Source organism: Streptomyces sp. NPDC005799 (genome assembly GCF_040630525.1).
Classification (GTDB): Bacteria; Actinomycetota; Actinomycetes; order Streptomycetales; family Streptomycetaceae; genus Streptomyces; species Streptomyces griseorubiginosus_B.
On record NZ_JBEXXQ010000045.1, the window covers coordinates 25,028 to 45,108 of the forward strand.

At 70.4% G+C, this 20,081-nt stretch carries 17 protein-coding genes; 7 read left to right on the top strand and 10 right to left on the bottom strand.

Annotated elements, in window-relative coordinates; translation table 11 throughout:
• The first annotated feature begins 207 nt into the window (after positions 1-207).
• The 5 genes from ABZ453_RS35445 to ABZ453_RS35465 all read left to right on the top strand — a co-directional run bounded on the left by ABZ453_RS35445 (position 208) and on the right by ABZ453_RS35465 (position 3,987).
• Positions 208-1,170 carry an ABC transporter ATP-binding protein gene (locus tag ABZ453_RS35445; RefSeq protein WP_359021700.1) on the top strand — a complete coding sequence of 321 codons (963 nt, stop codon included), beginning with the start codon at positions 208-210 and terminating at the stop codon, positions 1,168-1,170.
• Positions 1,160-2,068 carry an ABC transporter permease gene (locus ABZ453_RS35450; protein WP_359021617.1) on the top strand — a complete coding sequence of 303 codons (909 nt, stop codon included), beginning with the start codon at positions 1,160-1,162 and terminating at the stop codon, positions 2,066-2,068. The genes ABZ453_RS35445 and ABZ453_RS35450 overlap by 11 nt, the downstream gene beginning before the upstream one ends.
• Positions 2,065-2,976: an ABC transporter ATP-binding protein gene (locus ABZ453_RS35455; RefSeq protein ID WP_359021618.1), complete on the top strand. Its 912-nt coding sequence runs from the start codon at positions 2,065-2,067 to the stop codon at positions 2,974-2,976. The genes ABZ453_RS35450 and ABZ453_RS35455 overlap by 4 nt, the downstream gene beginning before the upstream one ends.
• Positions 2,977-2,986: 10 nt before the next feature.
• Positions 2,987-3,706 carry an ABC transporter permease gene (locus ABZ453_RS35460; protein WP_356769224.1) on the top strand — a complete coding sequence of 240 codons (720 nt, stop codon included), beginning with the start codon at positions 2,987-2,989 and terminating at the stop codon, positions 3,704-3,706.
• A gap of 80 nt (positions 3,707-3,786) precedes the next feature.
• Positions 3,787-3,987 (top strand): hypothetical protein, encoded by a 201-nt coding sequence (locus tag ABZ453_RS35465; protein ID WP_208777941.1) that lies wholly within the window; start codon positions 3,787-3,789, stop codon positions 3,985-3,987.
• Positions 3,988-4,391: 404 nt separating this feature from the next.
• Here ABZ453_RS35465 and ABZ453_RS35470 read toward each other — a convergent pair whose 3' ends face one another.
• The 9 genes from ABZ453_RS35470 to ABZ453_RS35510 all read right to left on the bottom strand — a co-directional run bounded on the left by ABZ453_RS35470 (position 4,392) and on the right by ABZ453_RS35510 (position 14,199).
• Positions 4,392-5,192 (bottom strand): HAD family hydrolase, encoded by an 801-nt coding sequence (locus ABZ453_RS35470; protein WP_359021621.1) that lies wholly within the window; start codon positions 5,190-5,192, stop codon positions 4,392-4,394.
• Complete coding sequence (serS, locus tag ABZ453_RS35475) at positions 5,189-6,466, bottom strand: serine--tRNA ligase (RefSeq protein ID WP_359021623.1); 1,278 nt, start codon at positions 6,464-6,466, stop codon at positions 5,189-5,191. Before serS ends, ABZ453_RS35470 begins: the two co-directional genes overlap by 4 nt.
• A gap of 552 nt (positions 6,467-7,018) precedes the next feature.
• Positions 7,019-7,951 carry a prephenate dehydratase gene (gene pheA / locus ABZ453_RS35480; protein ID WP_359021625.1) on the bottom strand — a complete coding sequence of 311 codons (933 nt, stop codon included), beginning with the start codon at positions 7,949-7,951 and terminating at the stop codon, positions 7,019-7,021.
• A 109-nt stretch (positions 7,952-8,060) separates the two neighbouring features.
• Complete coding sequence (efeB, locus tag ABZ453_RS35485) at positions 8,061-9,350, bottom strand: iron uptake transporter deferrochelatase/peroxidase subunit (RefSeq protein WP_359021627.1); 1,290 nt, start codon at positions 9,348-9,350, stop codon at positions 8,061-8,063.
• Positions 9,351-9,358: 8 nt separating this feature from the next.
• Positions 9,359-11,272, bottom strand: a complete 1,914-nt coding sequence (locus ABZ453_RS35490) for a copper resistance protein CopC (protein WP_359021629.1) — start codon at positions 11,270-11,272, stop codon at positions 9,359-9,361.
• A gap of 14 nt (positions 11,273-11,286) precedes the next feature.
• The gene (locus tag ABZ453_RS35495) at positions 11,287-11,739 is read right to left on the bottom strand and encodes a copper chaperone PCu(A)C (protein WP_359021631.1); all 453 of its coding nucleotides are present in this window, start codon (positions 11,737-11,739) and stop codon (positions 11,287-11,289) included.
• Positions 11,736-12,389: an SCO family protein gene (locus ABZ453_RS35500; RefSeq protein WP_359021633.1), complete on the bottom strand. Its 654-nt coding sequence runs from the start codon at positions 12,387-12,389 to the stop codon at positions 11,736-11,738. Before ABZ453_RS35500 ends, ABZ453_RS35495 begins: the two co-directional genes overlap by 4 nt.
• Positions 12,390-12,468: 79 nt before the next feature.
• On the bottom strand, positions 12,469-13,197 hold the full coding sequence (locus ABZ453_RS35505) for a YcnI family protein (RefSeq protein ID WP_359021634.1): 729 nt from the start codon (positions 13,195-13,197) through the stop codon (positions 12,469-12,471).
• Positions 13,198-13,392: 195 nt separating this feature from the next.
• Positions 13,393-14,199 (bottom strand): hypothetical protein, encoded by an 807-nt coding sequence (locus tag ABZ453_RS35510; protein WP_359021636.1) that lies wholly within the window; start codon positions 14,197-14,199, stop codon positions 13,393-13,395.
• A 233-nt stretch (positions 14,200-14,432) separates the two neighbouring features.
• On the opposite strand from ABZ453_RS35510, the gene ABZ453_RS35515 reads away from it, so the two are divergent.
• Together ABZ453_RS35515 and ABZ453_RS35520 are read left to right on the top strand one after the other, a co-directional pair.
• Positions 14,433-14,879 carry an ATP-binding protein gene (locus ABZ453_RS35515; RefSeq protein WP_359021638.1) on the top strand — a complete coding sequence of 149 codons (447 nt, stop codon included), beginning with the start codon at positions 14,433-14,435 and terminating at the stop codon, positions 14,877-14,879.
• 211 nt (positions 14,880-15,090) lie between these two features.
• The gene (locus ABZ453_RS35520) at positions 15,091-15,993 is read left to right on the top strand and encodes an alpha/beta hydrolase (RefSeq protein WP_359021640.1); all 903 of its coding nucleotides are present in this window, start codon (positions 15,091-15,093) and stop codon (positions 15,991-15,993) included.
• Positions 15,994-16,038: 45 nt separating this feature from the next.
• Here ABZ453_RS35520 and fxsT read toward each other — a convergent pair whose 3' ends face one another.
• Complete coding sequence (fxsT, locus tag ABZ453_RS35525) at positions 16,039-20,001, bottom strand: FxSxx-COOH system tetratricopeptide repeat protein (RefSeq protein WP_359021642.1); 3,963 nt, start codon at positions 19,999-20,001, stop codon at positions 16,039-16,041.
• Positions 20,002-20,081 lie beyond the last annotated feature (80 nt).

Here is a 20,081-nt window from a genome sequence, read left to right on the forward strand (position 1 = left end):
GTGTCCGTAACGTGACACCCGTGACACCGGTGAATGTGACAGTTGTTAGAGACCGCGTCAACAGCCGGGTTCCGGGCTGTGGATAACTCTGCGTAGCTCTCAGGTAGGGGAATCCCCTACGGACCCGTACATCTGGAGACTGAGACGAAGACGGCCCTCGGGTCTGACTACAGGGGTGGTCCAGGTCACTACCTTCGAAGCGTGACTGTGATCGCGACCGAAAGCCTGAGCAAGCGGTTCCCCCGGGTGACCGCGCTTGACCGGCTCTCCGTCGACGTCGGGCCCGGTGTGACCGGACTCGTCGGAGCGAACGGAGCCGGCAAGTCCACACTGATCAAGATCCTGCTGGGTCTGTCCCCCGCCTCCGAGGGCCGAGCCGAAGTGCTCGGGCTCGACGTCGCGACCAAGGGTGCCGCCATCCGCGAGCGTGTCGGCTACATGCCGGAGCACGACTGCCTGCCGCCGGACGTCTCGGCGACCGAGTTCGTCGTGCACATGGCCCGTATGTCGGGCCTGCCGCCGACCGCCGCCCGCGAGCGCACCGCCGACACCCTGCGCCACGTCGGCCTGTACGAGGAGCGCTACCGCCCCATCGGCGGCTACTCGACCGGCATGAAGCAGCGCGTGAAGCTCGCGCAGGCCCTGGTGCACGACCCGCAGCTGGTCTTCCTGGACGAGCCGACCAACGGCCTCGACCCGGTCGGCCGTGACGAGATGCTCGGCCTGATCCGCCGCATCCACACCGACTTCGGGATCTCGGTCCTGGTCACCTCCCACCTCCTGGGCGAACTCGAACGCACCTGCGACCACGTCGTCGTCATCGACGGCGGCAAGCTGCTGCGCTCCAGCTCCACCACGGACTTCACCCAGACCACGACCACCCTCGCGGTCGAGGTCACCGACACCGACGAGCACCCCGACGGCACGCGCGCGGTGCGCGAGGCGCTGCACGCGCGCGGGGTGACCGTCGAGGCGGGCAGCGGCCTGCCGGGCGCGGGTCACATCCTGCTGCTGACCGCGCAGGGCGAGGAGACCTACGACCTGGTCCGTGACGTCGTCGCCGACCTGGGCCTGGGCCTCGTACGCATGGAGCAGCGCCGGCACCACATCTCGGAGGTCTTCACCACCGAGGACGAGCAGCGCAAGGAGGCGGCAGTCAATGGCAGTTGAGCACCCCACGGCCGCTGTACCGGGTGACCAGACCCGCATCCACAACATCGGCTACCGCAACTACGACGGCCCCCGCCTCGGCCGCTCCTACGCCACCCGTTCCCTCTACTCGCAGTCGCTGCGCGGCGCCTACGGCCTCGGACGCTCCATCAAGTCCAAGGTGCTGCCGATGCTGCTGTTCGTGGTGATGTGCGTGCCCGCGGCCATCATGGTCGCCGTCGCGGTCGCCACCAAGGCCAAGGAACTGCCCGTCGACTACACGCGCTACGCGATCATCATGCAGGCCGTCATCAGCCTGTACGTCGCCTCGCAGGCGCCCCAGTCCGTCTCCCGGGACCTGCGCTTCAAGACCGTCCCGCTGTACTTCTCGCGGCCGATCGAGACCGCCGACTACGTCCGCGCGAAGTACGCGGCGCTGGCCTCCGCGATGTTCGTCCTCACCGCGGCCCCGCTGATCGTGCTCTACGTGGGCGCGCTGCTGGCCAAGCTCGACTTCGCCCACCAGACCAAGGGGTTCGCACAGGGGCTGGTCTCCGTGGCACTGCTCTCGCTGCTCTTCGCCGGCATCGGCCTGGTCATCGCCTCGGTGACGCCCCGGCGGGGCTTCGGTATCGCGGCCGTCATCGCCGTACTGACCATCTCCTACGGCGCCGTCTCCACGCTCCAGGCCATCGCCGACGCGCAGAACAGCAGCGGCGCCATCCCCTGGATCGGCCTCTTCTCGCCCGTCACGCTCATCGACGGCGTCCAGTCGGCCTTCCTCGGTGCGAGTTCGGCGTTCCCCGGCGCGGTCGGCCCCGGCAACGGCGAGGGCGCGGTCTACGTGCTGGTCGTCCTGGGCCTGATCGCCGCCTGCTACGGCCTCCTGATGCGCCGCTACAAGAAGGTGGGACTGTGACCACGCTCTCCATCGACCACGTCTCCCGCTGGTTCGGCAACGTGGTCGCCGTCAACGACATCACCATGACCATCGGCCCCGGCGTCACCGGCCTGCTCGGCCCCAACGGCGCCGGGAAGTCGACCCTCATCAACATGATGGCCGGCTTCCTCGCCCCCTCCACCGGCACCGTCACCCTCGACGGCGAGCAGGTGTGGCGCAACGAGTCGGTCTACAAGCACATCGGCATCGTCCCCGAGCGCGAGGCGATGTACGACTTCCTCACCGGACGCGAATTCGTCGTCGCCAACGCGGAGTTGCACGGCCTCGGCGAGAAGGCCGCCCAACGGGCTCTGGCGACCGTCGAGATGGAGTACGCGCAGGACCGCAAGATCTCCACCTACTCCAAGGGCATGCGCCAGCGCGTGAAGATGGCGTCCGCCCTGGTCCACGACCCCTCGCTGCTCCTGCTGGACGAGCCCTTCAACGGCATGGACCCGCGCCAGCGGATGCAGCTGATGGACCTGCTGCGGCGCATGGGCGACGAGGGCCGCACGGTGCTGTTCTCGTCCCACATCCTCGAAGAGGTCGAGCAGCTCGCCTGGCACATCGAGGTCGTCGTGGCCGGACGGCACGCGGCCAGCGGCGACTTCCGCAAGATCCGCCGGCTGATGACCGACCGCCCGCACCGCTACCTGGTCCGCTCCAGCGACGACCGCGCCCTCGCGGCCGCGCTGATCGCCGACCCGTCGACGTCCGGCATCGAGGTCGACCTCGCGGAGGGCGCGTTGCGCGTCCAGGCCGTCGACTTCGGCCGCTTCACCGCCCTGCTGCCCCGGGTCGCCCGTGACCACGGCATCCGGCTGCTCACGGTCTCGCCGTCCGACGAGTCCCTCGAGTCCGTCTTCTCTTACCTGGTCGCGGCGTAGGAGGCCGAAGATGTACGACCCCACAGTCGCCCGGCTCACCTACCGGGCCCTGCTCGGCCGCCGCCGGGCCCTCATCCTGGGGGCCCTGCCCCTGCTGCTCATCGTCATCTCCGTCGTCGTCCGCGCCCTCGCCGGAGCCGACGACCAGACGGCCTCCGACCTGCTGGGCGGGCTCGCGCTCGCCACGATGGTGCCCATCATCGGTGTCATCGCCGGTACGGGAGCGATCGGCCCGGAGATCGACGACGGCTCGGTGGTGTACCTGCTGTCCAAGCCGCTCAAGCGTCCGACGATCATCTTCACCAAGCTGATCGTGGCGATCGCGGTCACCATGGTCTTCTCGGCGCTGCCGACCCTGATCGCCGGGTTCATCCTCAACGGCAACGGGCAGCAGATCGCGGTCGCCTACACGGTCGCGGCCCTGGTCTCCTCGATCGCGTACGCGGCGCTGTTCCTGCTGCTGGGCACGGTGTCCCGGCACGCGGTGGTCTTCGGACTCGTCTACGCCCTCGTCTGGGAGGCCCTGTTCGGCTCCCTGGTGCCCGGTGCGCGCACGCTCAGCGTCCAGCAGTGGTCGCTGGCCGTCGCCCACAAGGTGGCCGGCGGGGACCTGGTGACCTCGGACGTCGGTCTGACCACGGCGACGGTGTTCCTGGTCGTGGTGACCGTCCTGGCCACCTGGTACGCGGGACAGAAGCTGCGGTCGCTGACGCTGGCGGGCGAGGAGTAGACGCAGGCCTTATTGACAGGGACTTCACCCCTGTCCGGGCACACTGGGCAAAAGGGAAGAGTGGGCTGAGAGGAACGGGGATGGCAGACAACTGGGACGACCTCGTCCTGGACGAGAACTTCATACGGTCCGCCGAGACGACCGAACCCTCAGCCCGCGCCCGGATGCTCGCCGCCCGCTGGCGGACCGAGGAACCGGAGCCCCAGCCCTGGCGCTCCGACGAGCCGCCCGCCGGGTGGTTCTTCAGCAAGGGGCGCCGCCGGAAGTGGCGTCGGCGGTAGACCGTCGTACGGCCGTTTTATTCGGTGGCGTCCAACTCGTCCGACAGGCACAGTGGTTATGTTCACACCGCCGGACGACGAGTTCGGTGCCACGTTCTGGGAGAGGAGCCGGCGATGTCCATGCACGACAGTCCGTCGAGCTCCCGCCAGGGCAGTTCACGGAGGACTCCGGTGTAGTTACCCCACCGTCGAGTCCACTTTCAGCAACTGCCCGGGGCGGCCGCTTCGAGCACGCGGCGCGCTGCGCCGGCGTGGGCCGCCTTCCCTGTCGCCCCCTGCTGCAAGGGGGCACCCACCGCTGGAGCGGCACGGGCCGGTCGCGCGACTCGGCGCCGACAGGTGCCGCCGCGCCACCCGTGCCGCCCCAGCGCACGACTGCCCGCAGCTGCGCGGACCTGAGGCGGCTACGCGAGCAACCGCTCCAGCACCACTGCGATCCCGTCCTCCTCGTTGGAGGCCGTCACCTCGTCGGCCACCGCCTTGAGCTCCTCGTGGGCGTTGGCCATGGCCACCCCGTAGGACGCCCAGGCGAACATCGGGATGTCGTTCGGCATGTCGCCGAAGGCGATGGTCTCCGCCGCCTTCACACCGAGCCGGCGCGCCGCCAGCGACAGTCCCGTCGCCTTCGACAGACCCAGCGGCAGCAGTTCCACGATGCCCGCGCCCGCCATCGCCACCGTGACGAAGCCACCGGCCGCCTGGCGGGCCGCCTCGGCCAGTTCGTCGTCGCCGAGTGTCGGATGCTGTATGTAGATCTTGTTCAGCGGGGCGGCCCACAGGTCGGCCGCGTCCGTGAAGGGAACGGCGGGCAGTGCGCCGGTGACCGCGTACCCCGGACCGACCAGGACGTCGCCGTCCAGGCCGTCCCGGCTCGCCGCCAGGTGCAGGGGGCCGACCTCCGCCTCGATCTTGGCCAGGGCGACGCCCGCCAACTGCCGGTCCAGCGTCACGGACGTCAGAAGCCGGTGCTCCTTGGCGTCGTAGACCTGGGCGCCCTGACCGCAGACGGCGAGGCCGTCGTAGCCGAGGTCGTCCAGGATGTGCCGGGTCCACGGCGCTCCGCGGCCGGTGACGACGATGTGCGCGGCGCCCGCCGCGGCGGCTGCGGCGAGCGCGTCACGGGTGCGCCGCGAGACCGACTCGTCGGAGCGCAGCAGCGTTCCGTCGAGGTCGGTCGCGACCAGCCGGTAGGGGAAGTCGCTCACTTGGCGACCGGCTCCAGGACCTCCCGGCCGCCCAGGTACGGGCGCAGCACCGGCGGCACGTACACGGAGCCGTCGGCCTGCTGGTGGTTCTCCAGGATCGCCACGATCGTGCGCGGTACGGCGCACAGCGTGCCGTTGAGCGTCGCCAGCGGCCTGACCTGCTTGCCGTCACGGACGCGGATCTGCAGCCGCCGGGACTGGAACTCGGTGCAGTCCGAGGTGGAGGTCAGCTCGCGGTACTTGCCCTGGGTCGGGATCCACGCCTCGCAGTCGAACTTGCGGGCGGCGGAGGCGCCGAGGTCGGCGGAGGCCACGTCGATGACCCGGAAGGGCAGCTCCAGCGAGCTCAGCCACTGCTTCTCCCACTCCAGCAGCCGCCGGTGCTCCGCCTCGGAGTCCTCGGGGGCGACGTAGGAGAACATCTCCACCTTGTCGAACTGGTGGACGCGGAAGATGCCCCGGGTGTCCTTGCCGTGCGAGCCGGCCTCGCGGCGGAAGCACGGCGAGAAGCCGGCGTAGCGCAGCGGGAGGCGGTCGGCGTCGAGGATCTCGTCCATGTGATACGCGGCGAGGGGGACCTCGGAGGTGCCGACCAGGTAGAGGTCGTCGTTGTCGAGGTGGTAGACGTCCTGGGCCGCTTGGCCGAGGAAGCCCGTGCCCGCCATCGACTGGGGACGCACCAGCGCGGGTGTCAGCATCGGCGTGAAGCCGGCTGCCGTGGCCTGGGCGATCGCGGCGTTGACGAGCGCCAGCTCGAGCAGGGCGCCGACGCCGGTGAGGAAGTAGAAGCGGGAGCCGGAGACCTTGGCGCCGCGCTCCACGTCGATCGCGCCGAGCAGGGTGCCGAGCTCCAGGTGGTCCTTGGGCTCGAAGCCCTCGGCGCCGAAGTCGCGGATCGTGCCGTGCGTCTCGAGGGTGACGAAGTCCTCCTCGCCGCCGACGGGCACGTCGGGGTGGACGAGGTTGCCGAGCTGGAGCAGTAGTTCCTTGGTCTCGGCGTCGGCCGCGTCGCGCTCGGCGTCGGCGGCCTTGACGTCGGCGGCGAGCTGGCCGGCCTTCTTCAGCAGCTCGGCCTTCTCGTCACCCGAGGCCTTGGGGATCAGCTTGCCGAGCTGGCGCTGCTCGGCGCGGAGTTCGTCGAAGCGGACGCCGGAGGACCTGCGCCGCTCGTCGGCAGACAGGAGAGCGTCGACGAGCGCGACGTCCTCTCCACGGGCGCGCTGCGACGCGCGCACACGGTCGGGGTCCTCACGGAGCAGGCGAAGGTCAATCACACGGCCAAGGCTACCGGTGCGGGGATACGGCTCACGACTCAACCATTCCAACGATCACGAAAAGATCCTTACGTGGCGTTATGGGCGAATTGCGTAACGTGTCAATAAAAGGTGTCCCACTACCCGAGACGGATCATGTGGACGGCCTCGGGTTGACCGGACTCCCTTGTGCGGAACGGGATTTGGGGATCGGTTGTCCACAGGGATCCACACCCCCGGAAGAGTTATCCACAGGCTGTGCGGAGGATCTGTGGATTTCGGAATTGATCACTCCGAAACCGGGGGGATCACAGTGAGGATTCCCTGTTCAAACCCGGTCTTACCCTCACTTTCAAGTGGAAAGGGGTCGCCCCAAAGGATTGCCTAAAGGAAACGAGTGGACGAACGGTGATGTGCGCGCATGTGGATGCGGCAGTGGCCGGAGGGCAGATTTGTCGACACAGTCGCCCCGTGATGTCGACTTGTCCCCAGGTCGAGAAGCGGACCTGTGGATAACTTCTGTGGATAACGAAAATCTGCAGGTAGGACTGCTGGACAGCGTCCGTTAACACGCTAGAAACGTCCGTCCTGGCAGCGCGCCACCCAGTCCGACGCCGCCACGAACTCCTCGTCCGAGGTCCCGGCGCGGGGAGCGCCCACGTCCTCGACGCCGACGTCCGCACGCGGGTACGAACCGAGGAACCGTACCTCCAGGCAGATCCGCTTCAGCCCCATCAGGGCCTCGGCCACCCGGCGGTCGGAGATATGGCCCTCGGCGTCGATGCAGAAGCAGTAGTTGCCGATGCCGGCGCCGGTCGGACGGGACTGGAGCAGCATCAGGTTGATGCCGCGGGTGGCGAACTCGCCCAGCAGATCGCGCAGACCGCCGGGGTGGTCGTCGCGCTGCCACAGCACGACCGAGGTCTTGTCCGCGCCGGTCGGGGCCGCCGGACGGGCGGGCCGGCCGACGAGCACGAAACGGGTCTGGGCGTTCTCGGCGTCGTGGATGCCGGTCTCCAGGGCGTCCAGCCCGTACAGGGCGGCGGCGAACTCACCGGCGAAGGCGGCGTCGTACTGACCCTCCTGGACGAGCCGGGCCGCGTCCGCGTTCGAGGCGGCCGACTCCCAGTGCGCGTCCGGGAGGTTGGCGCGCAGCCAGTTGCGCACCTGCGGCTGGGCGGCCGGGTGCGCGGAGACGGTCTTGACGTCCGACAGCTTGGTGCCGGGCCTGACCAGCAGCGCGAAGGTGATCGACAGCAGCACCTCGCGGTAGATCATCAGCGGTGCGCCCGCCACCAGCTCGTCGAGGGTGGTGGTGATCCCGCCCTCGACGGAGTTCTCGATCGGCACGAACGCGGCCTCGGCCTCGCCGGAGCGGACCGCGTCGAGTGCGGACTGGACGGACACGTACGGGACCAGCTCCCGCGTGGCCGCCTCGGGCAGCATGCGCAGGGCGGCCTCGGTGAAGGTGCCCTCGGGACCGAGATAGGCGTAGCTCGCAGGCATGACCTCACCCTAATGGCCCTTGTGGAAGACGGCTCACGCGTCTCGGAGAAGCCGTTCCGTACGGCTCACGCGTCCCCGCCAAGCCCTTCCGTACGGCCCACCCGGCCCGTCATCCCTCCAGCAGCGCCTGACCCACGTACTCGCCCTTCGCCGCGCCGCCCGGCACCGCGAACAGGCCGCTGGACTCGTGGCGGACGTACTTCGACAGGGCGTCCCCGCGGTCGAGCTTGCGCTGGATGGTGACGAAGCCGCGCAGCGGGTCGGCCTGCCAGCAGACGAAGAGCAGGCCCGCGTCCGGCACTCCGTCGGCGTCGATGCCGTCGTGGTAGGAGAAGGGCCGCCGCAGGATCGCCGCCCCGCCGTTCTGGTCGGGCCGGGTGATGCGGGCATGGGCGTTGACGGGGACCACGTACTCGCCCTTGGCGTCCGTCTTCTCCAGGTCCATCGCGGTCGTCTCCGAGCCGCCCGACAGCGGCGCGCCGCTGGACTTGCGGCGCCCGATGACGTTCTCCTGGGCGGTGAGCGAGAGCTTCTCCCAGTCGTCCAGCAGCATCCGGATGCGGCGTACGACGGCGTAGGAGCCGTTCGCCATCCAGGACGGGTCCTTCGAGCCGGACGCCGGCACGAAGACGCGCTGGTCGAAGTCGGCGTCCGTCGGCTTGGGATTGCGCGTGCCGTCGAGCTGGCCCATGAGGTTGCGTGCCGTCATGGAGTGGGCCGTGGCACCCGGGGTGCGGTTGAAGCCGTTCATCTGCCAGCGGACCTTCGCCGCGCTCCCGGCGTCCTTCTGGATCGCGCGCAGGGCGTGGAAGGCGACCAGGGCGTCGTCGGCGCCGATCTGCACCCACAGATCGCCGTCGCTGCGGGCCTTGTCGAGCTGGTCGGAGGAGAAGTCGGGCAGCGGGTCGAGGGAGACGGGCCGCTGCTTCTCCAGGCCGGTCCGAGCGAAGAAGCTGTGCCCGAAGCCGAAGGTGATCGTCAGCGACGAGGGCCCGGCGTCGCGGGCCACGTCCGTGTCGTCGCTCGCCGCCGGTTCGCCCGCCATGAACCGCTCTGCCGTCGCCGACCAGCGGCGCAGCAGTGCGGCCGCCTCCTTGCGGCCGGCGCCCGCCACCAGGTCGAAGGCCACCAGGTGGCCGCGCGCCTGGAGCCCTTCGGTGATGCCGGGCTGATGTTTCCCGTGAAACATTGCCATGCTCGCGCCGACGGAGGTCAACGGCGTGGCCTCGGAGGGTGCCGCTGAATACCCCACGGCGCCCCCTGCCGCACCGAGCACGAGCCCGGTGGCGCCGGCGGTGCCGAGCAGGGCGCGGCGCGAGATGCCGTCCCGGGCGGGGGTCTGTGGAGGGACACCCGTGTCGAGCGGTGTCCGGGCCTCCGGACTGGTCTGGTCAGCCATGGTGCGGTTCAGCCGATCTGCGCGTTCTTGGAGACGGTCACCTGGTCGATGTCGGAGGTGCGCACCGTGACGGCGACCTTCCAGTCGCCGGCCATCGGGATCTGCACCCCGTTCGCCGCCCAGTGCCCGGTGGTGATGTGGTCGGGAGAGACGGGCAACGGCCCGATCTTCTTGGCGTCGAGGGTGAAGGAGACCTTCACCTCGGGTACGTCGAAGGCGCGGCCGTTGGGCCGGGTGACGTAGACGTGCATCTCGTTGGCGCCCACGCCCGCGGGATCGAGGTCAACCGACACCACGCCCTTGCCGTCGGTGCCGCCCGTGTCGAAGGGCATGGTCAGCGTGAGCGCGCCGGAGGAGGAGTCCGAGGCGGAGGAGGAGGCCGACGTGGAGTCGGCGGCCGCCTTGGCGTCCTGCTCGGTACGGCCGGGCTCGGTCTGCGTCAGCACCGTGGTGACGGCGAGCAGTACGACGGCCACCCCCGCCTCGGCGAGCACGGAGCGCCGCAGCCCGAACCGGTGGGGATCGGCGTCGCGCTGCTGCTTCTGCCATGCCGTGTCCATGGCCGCCTGCTGGCGGGCGAGCTGAGCGGCCCGCTTGGAGTCGCCCGTGGCCCTCGTCCCGCCCGCGGCCCCCTTCTTCCCGCCGGCGCCCGCGCTGACGTGCTCCTTCTCCCGCTTGCCCGCCTTGGCGGGCACGGTGTCCACCAGCCGGGCCGTCCAGCGCCGCGAGATCGAGGCGATACCGACGAGCAGCGCCACGAGCCCGATCTTGACGAGCAGCAGCTGTCCGTACGCGGTGTCGGTGAACGCCGACCAGGAGCCGAGCTGGCGCCAGGACTGGTAGACGCCGGTCGCCACCAGCGCGAGGACACTGCCGAAGGCGACGGTCGAGAAGCGCCGTACCGCGGAGGCCTCGATCGGGGTCTCCGACCGGTACAGGGCGACCAGCAGGGCGGTGAGTCCGCCCAGCCAGGCCGCGACGGCCAGCAGATGGACCACGTCGACCGGCATGGCGATGCCCGGCTGCAGTCCGGTCGAGGCGTGCTCGGCCATCGCCCAGCTCGCCGCGAGCCCGGCGGACACCACGACCCCGCCGATCGCGAGCCCGAACGTCAGGTCCCGCTTCTCGTCGTCCTCGCGCTTGTCGTACGCCCCGAACAGCACGGCGATGAACAGGGCCGCCGCGGCGAGCAGCAGCAGCCGGGACACCAGCGCCGCGCCCGTCTTGGTCTGCAGCACCTGTCCCAGCAGGCTCAGGTCGAAGATGTCGCCGACCTTGCCGGTGCTGGTGTACGAACCGCGCAGGAGCAGCAGCAGAAGGGTCGCCGCGGTGAGCGAGAGCCACCCCGAGACCACGAGCCGCTGCATCGGCCGTACGCCCGATCCGCGCTGCCAGCAGCCGAGGACGAAGGCCGCGCCGCCCACCATCACGATGAAGCCGGCGTACGACATGTACCGCCCGAAGCCGTACAGCCAGCCGACGACCCCACCGCCGACCTCCTGGCCGACCGCCTTGACGGACGTCTTGGAGGGGGCGCCGATGGAGAAGGTGAAGGCACCGGCGACGGGGTGGCTGTCCGCCGACACGACCTGCCAGGACACCGTGTAGGTGCCGTCGGCCAGCCCGCTGTGCAGGGGCACGGCGTACGTGGTGCCGCTGATGTTCGACGGCTTGGCGGTGTCGACCCGCTTGCCCTTGGGATCGAGCACGCGCAGGGAGTCGGAGTTGGTGGCGACCTTCTCGGAGAAGGTCAGCGCGACCTCGGTGGGAGCCTTGTCGACCACCACCCCCTGCGCGGGGTCGCTTCCGTTCAGCGCGGCGTGCGCCGAGGCCGGTCCGGCACCGGCGAGCAGTGCGCCGGCGACGGCCAGGAACAGCAGCACCAGGGCCCGCAGTCGGCGGGGGGTGATGGTCGGTGTCACGGTCGTGCCTTCCCTCAGTGGCCGGTCGCAGGGTTGTACGTCGCCGACTTCACCGGCATCTCGATCGTGATCGGACCGGATGTGGCGAAGTGCAGTTCGACGGTCACCCTCTCGCCCTGCACCGGCTTCCGCTTCAGGTTCTCGAACATCAGGTGGTTGCCGCCGCTCTTGAACACGAGTTGACCGTGGGCGGGCACGTCCAGGGACGTGACCTGCTCCATGGACTGCCCCACGGTCTCGTGGAGGGTGACGCTGGCGGAGGCGCCGCTGGTGACGGAGGTCAGCTCGTCCTTGGCGCCGCCCTTGTTGGCGACGGTGAAGAAGCCCGCGGCCATGTCGCCGGTGACCGGCTGGGGCATGTAGGCGGAGCTGACGGACAGTTCGGGCTTGGTGTCGCCGGAGCCGCCACAGCCGGTCAGGGCCAGGGTCCCGGTTATCAGCAGAGCCGTGGGGGCGAGCCGGTTCACGGGTTCTGCCCCTTGATGATCTTGGGCAGGTCCTTGGTGTAGTCGTCGACGGTGGCGTCCTCGCCGTACAGGACGTACCCGCCGTCGGTCTTCGGCGAGAACGCGATGACCTGGGTGCCGTGGACGGAGACGACCTTGCCGGTCTTCTTGTCCTTGTGGGTCGGCTCGATCGAGATGCCGAGGGTGCGGGCGCCGGCCTGGATGGTGGCGAAGTCGCCGGTCAGACCGATGAACCGCGGGTCGATGCCCTTGAGCCACTTGCCCAGCTCCGAGGGGGTGTCACGGGCCGGGTCGGTGGTGACGAACACGACCCGCAGCTTGTCCTGCTCGGCTTGGGGCAGCTGCTTCTTGGCGACGGCGATGTTGTTCATCGTCAGCGGGCAGATGTCCGGGCAGTGGGTGTAGCCGAAGTAGATCAGCGTGGGCCGGCCCGCCGTCTCCTTGCGGAAGTCGTACTTCTGCCCCTTGGTGTCGGTGAGCACCAGATCCGGCTTCTCGAACGGCTGGTCGAGGACCGTCGCGGCCTTCTGCGAGGAGTCCTCGGAGACCACGGCGACGGGTGAGTCGCCGCTGTCACCACTGCCGCAGGCGGAGAGGGTCAGGGTGGCGGCAGCGAGCAGCGCGGCCGCGGCGAACGTCTTCTTGCGCATAGAAAAATGTCCCAGATGTGAGAGTGCCGGTGCGCACCGGGGGTCGTACGCCCCCGGTGCACACGGCGGATCGAGGGCTTCAGGCGTCGGTGCGCCGACGGCCGGCGAGGACGCCGTAGGCGACGCCCAGCGCGCCCACGGCGATGCCGACGACGCCGAGCACGCGCGCGGTGGTGTCGGTGCCGTCGCCCGTGTCGCCGGAGGGCTCCGCGGCGGCCGTGGTGGTCTTGTCGGAGGCGTCCTCGGCCGTCGCCGTGCCGTGACCGTCCACGGAGGCGGCGGACAGGGTGAGGACGGGAGCCGGGTTCGCGGGTTCCTCCTGGCCGTCCTGCCGTACCTCGATCCAGCGCACGACCTCGTTGTCGGAGTACGTCTGCAGCGCCTTGAAGACGAGTTCGTCGGTGTCCTCGGGCAGGGCGCCGACGGAGACCGGGAACTTCTGGAAGTAGCCGGGCTCGACGCCCTTGCCCTCGGCGGTCCAGGTGATCTTGGAGACGGCCTCGTTGATCTTCTCGCCGTGCATCTCGACCGGCTTGGCCAGCTTGGACTTGGTGACCTGGATCTTCCAGCCGGCCATCGGCTCCGGCAGGGCGGAGGCCAGCGGGTGGTCGGTCGGGAAGGTGACCTCGAGCCTGGTGGTCGAGGCGTCGTCGCGCTCGTTGGGGACCTTGAAGTCGATCACCGCGTAGCCGCCCTTGGCGGCCGTGCCCTCCGGCTGCACGCTGACGTGCGCGAACGCGGGGGCGGACAGGGCCAGCACCGCGGCGCCGGCGAGGGCGCCGGAGGCGGCGAGACGAGAAGCCTTCATGGCAGGGAGCACTCCACTTCGAGTGAGGTTCCGGTGATGACGAGGGGTACGCGCGTGTGGCCGTCGCCGTGGTCGGAGGACTCGCCAACGTGGGCACGCGCGTGTGCGCCGCGCGACGGCGGCCCCGTCATCCGAAAAACGGAAACCGGAAACCAGGAACCGGGAACCCGAAACCGGAAGGGCGGTCGCGTCGTGTCAGGCGGTGAGGGCGTACGCGACGGCCGGCGGGCCGCGCCGGATCACCGAGTGCTGGAGTGCGGTGGTACGGGGCTTCGGCGGCGCGAGCAGCGCGGTGCGCGGCGGTCGCGGGCCCGCCCCGGGAGTGGTCGGCAGTCCGGCGCGCAGGGCGCGCACCAGGGCGAGGGCGGCGCGCAACGACCGTGCGCGCGCCCCGTCGGCCAGGGAGCCGGCGGACAGGGCCATGAGCCGGAGCAGCGCGAGGTCGCCGCGGCGCAGCAGCCAGCCGGCGGCGACGGCCGCGAGGACGTGCCCGAGCAGCATCGGCAGGGACGGCAGCAGTGGGCTCGTCGCGGACAGCGCGTCCGTCGGATGGCGCATGGAACTCATGTCCATGGCCGGGGTGGTGGACAGCCGGGCGTCGGCGAGGATCCGCCGGGCGTGCGCCGGAGTGATCGCCGCCGCCGTCGTGCCGCACACCAGCCGTGCCGCGCGTTCGACCAGCGAGGCGTCGGTCGACGTCATCGCCGTCCCGCCGGCGGCCGAGGCGCTCTGTCCCAGCCCGAACAGCGTGTGCAGCACGGTCTGGCCGAGCGCCAGCAGCGCGGCGATGCCGGGCAGCGAGCGCTCGCGTCCGGCGAGCGGCGCCGCGACCAGGAGGACCCCAAGGAACCCCGCGCCCAGCGTCCACAGCGGAACGGTGGCGCAGGAGGCCAGCGTGTGACCGCCCGCGGCCAGCACGACGCAGACCGCGGCGAACACCGCGGCCCGCAGCATCCGGATGTCTCGTCCGGAGCGCGCCGTGCGCTGGTGGGGGTCGGTCATGGCGCGCTCATCATCCCATTGGCCGTACGGCCAACATACGGCAGGTCCGCAAGGTCGTGTCCGGGCGGGAAGATCACCCTCTGGCGCGAGTCGATGGGGCCTGCCCACACATACACCGATTCCGAGCTGGATGCATCGACCATATGGGCGGTATCACGTCAACTCCGTGCTTACACACGGGCACGCGCGGCAATAAGAAACGGTATGTCGAGCCGCGGCCGGGAGGCTGGAGCATGAGCATCTGGTGGTCACTCCACTTGCGGCGGGAAGCTGCGAGCGTTCCTCTCGCGCGACGGCTGCTGCTCGGCACGATGGAGACGGCGGGCGTGGACCCCGACGTCTCCTACGACCTCTCGGTCGCGCTGAGCGAGGCCTGCGCGAACGCCGTGGAGCACGGCGGCGACGCGGCGCGGGGCGCGTCCTCGCAGGCGTACCGGGTCACCGCCTATCTCGACGGCGAGAAGTGCCGCATCGAGGTCACCGACTCCGGACCCGGCATCTCCGGCACCGCCCCCGTCCGTCCGGCCCGCACCGACGCCGAGCACGGCCGGGGCCTCTGCCTCATCCAGGAACTCGCCGACCACGTCCACATCGGCGACAAGCCGGGCCGGGGCGGCACGGTGGTGAGCTTCGACAAGATCCTCAAGTGGCGCGAGGACGCGCCGTTGATGGCGGTGTGAGGATCCCACGGCATGACTGCGGGGGGACCGGTCTGCATACTGGCCAGACAGCGGAGTCGGTGCCCGTCCGGCACACACGGCCCGGCCCGGCGCGCAAACGGGCGGACGTACCGCGCTGACGGCATCCGCGGTGCGCCGCGCACCACTGGGGCCGACGCCGGTCGGTCCGCTGCCGGAGTCAGGGGAACGCCGGGCTGCAGGGGGACTGTCAATGGCGTGGACGGTATGTGCGGGGGACGGGCGGCGGCTCTCGGTGGAGGAGCGCGGTGATCCGCGGGGCCGCCCGGTGTTCCTGCTGCACGGCACTCCCGGCAGCAGGCTGGGGCCCGCGCCGCGGCCGTCGGTGCTCTACCGCATGGGCGTCCGCCTGATCACGTTCGACCGGCCGGGATACGGCGACTCCGACCGCAGGCCGGGACGCACCGTACGCGCCGCGGCCGAGGACGTGAGCCTGATCGCCGACGCCCTGGGGATCGACCGGTTCGGCGTGGTGGGCCGCTCCGGCGGCGCCCCGCACGCCCTCGCCTGCGCGGCCCTGCTCCCGGCCCGTACGGCACGGGCCGGGGCGCTGGTGGGCCTCGCACCCCCGGACGCCGCCGACCTGGACTGGTTCGACGGCATGACCGAGGCCAACGTCCACGCGTACGTCAACGCGGCCGCGGGCCGGCAGCGGCTCACCGCCGCGCTGGGGCGCCGGTCGCTGACGATCCGCGCGGACCCGGCGGCCTCCGTCGCCGAGATGCGCAGCGAACTGCCCGAGTCCGACCGCTGGATCGTCGCGGACGCCGGCATCCAGGCCATGCTGGAGCGCAACTTCGCCGAGGGGCTGCGCAGTTCCGCGGACGGCTGGGTGGACGACGTCATGGCGTTCAGCACCAGTTGGGGCTTCGACCTTTCGGGCATCACGGCCCCCGTCTACCTCTGGCACGGGGAGGAGGACATCTTCGCCCCGGTGGCCCACACGCGCTGGCTCGGCCGCAACATCCCCGGTGCCCGGGTCGAGGTCGAACGCGACGCGGCCCACTTCGGGGCGCTGCGGGTGATGACCCGCGTCATCGGCTGGGCCTCGCAGCACAAGGGGGAGGAACAGCGGCGGTCGTGGCACTGGGGGTAGCACGGGTGGCCGAGGCCCGGCGTGCGGGGCAGCCAGGACCCCCTGTCACACCTGCTGCGGCTCCAGGTCCCGGTCGATGCGCCGCCAGGCCACCGTCGCCTCGCTCAGCGGGTGTGTCTCGCCCAGTCGCTGGATCAGTTCCCTCTCCGCCTCGTGGTGGAGTTCCGTGGCCTCCGTTCCCCGGCCCAGGTCGCGCAGGGTGATCGCGAGGTTGGCCATGCTGCTCACGGTGTCGGGGTGGGTGGGACCGAGCCGTTTGCGCAGGCCGGTCATGGTCAGTCGCTCCCAGTGTTCCGCCTCCTCGTGCCGGCCGAGGTCGGCCAGGGTGTTGGCCAGGCTGGTCCCCGCGCTGAGGGCGGCCGGATGGAGGTTGCCGAGGGCTCCCGCCAGCGCGGAGCGGGCCTGTTCGGCCAGGTCGGCGGCCGTCCGCGCGTCGCCCTGGGCCCGGTGATAGACGGCCAGGTTGTTGATGCAGAACATCGTGAACGGATGGTCGACGCCGAAGGAGTTCCGGTACCCCTCCAGCACGTCCGTGACCTGCTGCACGGCCCGCTCGGCTCCCTGACCGGGGTCGGTGGCCAGGTAGTCGGCGGCGAGGTTGAGCCCGCAGGCGAGTTCCTCGGGGATGGAGCGGCCGTACCGGTCACGGGAGCGGGCATGGGTCTCCCAGGTCTGCTCGCTCAGCCGCAGTGCCTCCTGGTGCCGCCCGGCCCTGCGCAAGGACACGGCGAGGCTCTTGTCGACCCGCAGCACCTCCGGCACGTACGGGTTGAGGACCTGCCCGAACAACTCGCGCACCTCCTGCAGGATCCGCACGGACTCGTCGTACTCGCCGAGCTCCCGAAGGTCGCGGGCGTAGTGGCTGCGCGTGGTCAGTGTGTAGGGGTGCAGGGGACCAAGGAGCGCGGTACGGCGTCGGACGGTGTCCTCGTCCAGCCGTCGGGCGGCCTTGCTCTCCCCGGTCAGGCGGTAGTCGATGGCGAGGTTGTTGGCCGAGCTGAGGGTGCGTGGGTGGTCCTCGCCGAAGATCTCGCGGAAGCCGCTGTAGATGCGCTGGTCCAGTTCGAGCGCCTCGTTGAAGCGGCCGAGCGCCCTCAGGTCGGCGGCCACGCTGCCGGAGGTGATGAGCAGGGACGGGTGGCCCTCACCGAGGAGTCGGCGCTGCCGCTCCAAGGTGTCCTCGTCCATCTCACGGGCGGTCTGGTACTCGCCCTGGGAGCGCACGATGTTGGCCAGTTCGAAACGGAGATTGAGTATCTGCTCGTCGTTGGAGTCGGGGAACTCGGTGCTCCAGAACTCGTTCAGCTGGGTGCCGAGGGTCCGGGCGACGTGCAGTTCGCCGCGCTTCCACAGGTAGCGCATGCGGTCCACCATCAGCTGCCGCGGCTCCTCCTCCGCGCACTCGCGGATCTGGGAGGGCACGAGGTGCGGCCAGATCACCTCGAACCCGGGCCACTGGGCGGGGTCGTCCACCGCGCCCTCGGGCGGCCGCGCCGCGGCGAGGATGCGGTGCACCTCGTGAGCGGTGTCGTTGAACGCCTCCGGCTCCATGCTGTCGCGCACCGCGGCCTGCACCAGGCGGTGCACCTGGATGGAGTTGTCGGTGGAGTCGACCTTGGCCAGCGCGAACCTGTTCAGCGCCTGGGTGACCTTGCCGAGCATGTACCGGGCCCGCAGATCCTTGTCGTACGGCAGCAACGACCTGATCATCGCGTCGCTGCCGACCAGCGTCATCGAGATCGGTTCGGCGGACAGGAAGCTGCAGAGTTCGAGCAACCGGGCGGCCGCGGGGGATTCCTGGCGCAGCCGGTTGATCGAGATGTTCCAGGTGGCGCCCACGGAGGACGGGTACTCCACGGCGCCGACGGCGGCCGGGACCGACAGCACCCGGGTGCTCTGCTCGCTGAGTTGTTCGATGTACTCGCCGACCGGTGTCGCCGTGGTCTCCAGCCAGGCCGCGGCGACCTCGATCGCCAGCGGAAGGTCGCCGACCGCCTCGGCGACCCGGGTGGCATCCTCGTCGCGCAGTCCGGGCACCCGCCGGGACAGGTGCTCGACGCTCTCCTCGCGCGTGAACACCTCCACCTCCACCGGCTGCACCTGGGTCGAGGTGGGTTTGGTCCGGGTGGTGACCAGGAGATGGCCGTAGAGGTCGTCCGGGATCGGGGCGGTCAGGTCGACGAACCGGGTCAGCACCTGGTCCAGGTCCTCGACGTTGTCGAACACCAGCAGCCAGCGCTTGTACGGCCGTCCGGCCCGCAGCGCCTGCAGGGCGGCCAGGGCCGCCTCGTTGACGTCGTCGCCGATGCCGGGATCGAGCCGGCGGCCCAGGTCGGCGAGCTTGGGCGGGACGAGGTCGGGCTGCTCGGCGTCGACCCACCACACCAGGTCGTAGTCGGCCTTGAAGCGGTTGGCGTACTCGCGTGCCAGCTGGGTCTTGCCCACCCCGCCGAGCCCGTGCAGCACCTGCGGCAGTCGCTGGCCGGAGGCGCCGGCGACGAACTGCCGGCGCACCTGGTCCAGGATCGACGAGCGGCCGGTGAAGAACGGGTAGCGGGGCTGGACATTGGACACGCTCGTGCTGGCGTTCGGGAACCGCACGCCGTGCATGTTGCCGACCGGTCCCGGCGAACTCGGCCGGCCCAGGCCCGTGAGCAGCGCGGCGGCCGCCGAGTCCTCGTCCAGCCGCACCAGATCGATGGTGCCGTTCCGGCCGGCGTGGGGAATCTGCGGTACGTCCCCGACGCGCAGTGCGACGGGCTGGTGTTTCTGCGAACCGTCCGAGTGCATCGCGGCCTCCCAGACCGCGCGGGCCGTCCGTGAGCCGAGGAACGCGGAGGACACGACCGCGAGCACTCGTTGAGAGCCACCGGTGGATCCGGCGCCGACCTCCAGGGTCGTCATCGACCGCACGTCCTGGGAGGACACGTCGAACCGGGACTCGCGCAGCACGGTCTCCAGCCAGTCCACCCACATCCGGTCCTCGGAGACGTACTGCAGCAGCAGCTTCGAGGGGGGCAGGGGGCGGCGGCGGGTGTAGGCCGAGACGTACTGGGCGCGTTTGACCTCGCTGATGGGCGGCAGGCCGGTCACCCGGTTCTCGGTGATGACCGCGGTCAGCCGTTCGCAGGCCGTCAGCATGGAACTGGCCACCTTGGGCGGGTCACCGAAGGGGGCGAGGATCTCCTCGTAGGCGTAGTAGGGCCGGTACGGGATCTCCACCGAACCCCAGTAGGCGACGAGTTCGTCGGGGCTCATGCCACTGGGCAGACCGTCGAAACGCTCACGGGCGAGGGCCCGGCCCGCGTCCACCTTGTCCTTCTCGCCGTCGTCGATGCGCATGGCGACCGGGAGGATGCGGATCCCCTTCTCGCCGTAACGCTCCTCGATGTCCCGGGCGACCGAGGCGGCACCGTCGATGCTCTGGTCGCTGAGGGTGTAGCAGACCACCAGCGTGCTGGGCATCTGGACGGTGCAGATGTCGGCGAGGTCGCTGTGACCGGTGCGGCTGTCGATCAACGTGAAGTCGTAGTAGCGCTCCATGTCCGCGCGCATCGCGTCGAAGAACTGCCCGCCGCCATAACTGCTGTAGAAGCGGTCCCAGTCCATGTTGCCGACGATCGGGTAGTCGCGGTGCCGCATGCCGGCCGACAGGAAGTCCAGGCTGCCGGGGGCCTGGAACGACCAGTCCAGGGAGATGGCGTGCGGCCGGACCCGGGCGTAGCGGCGGTGCCAGTCGGGCTCGCGGTCGGGAAGGTCGCGCAGCGCCTCGCGCCGGTAGTCGTCGATCAGGTTGATCAGGCCCGGCGTGGCCCGCAGCAGGGAGGGCCTCAGGAACGGGTGGAAGAACCTGTGCAGTCCCGGGGCCTCCAGGTCCCAGTCGACGGCGAGCACGCGATAGCCGTTGGCGGCCAGGATCCAGGCCACGTTGGCGAGAGCCATCGTGCGGCCGGTCCCGCCCTTGTACGAGTAGAAGGTGATCACTGAGCCCTTGCGGTTCTCGGTCATGGAGCCCTCCACTGTCTCGGCCTGCCCTTCCCTGTGCCGTGCCTGTCCGTGTGCTGCCCGAGGGCGTCCCGCGGGTGCTC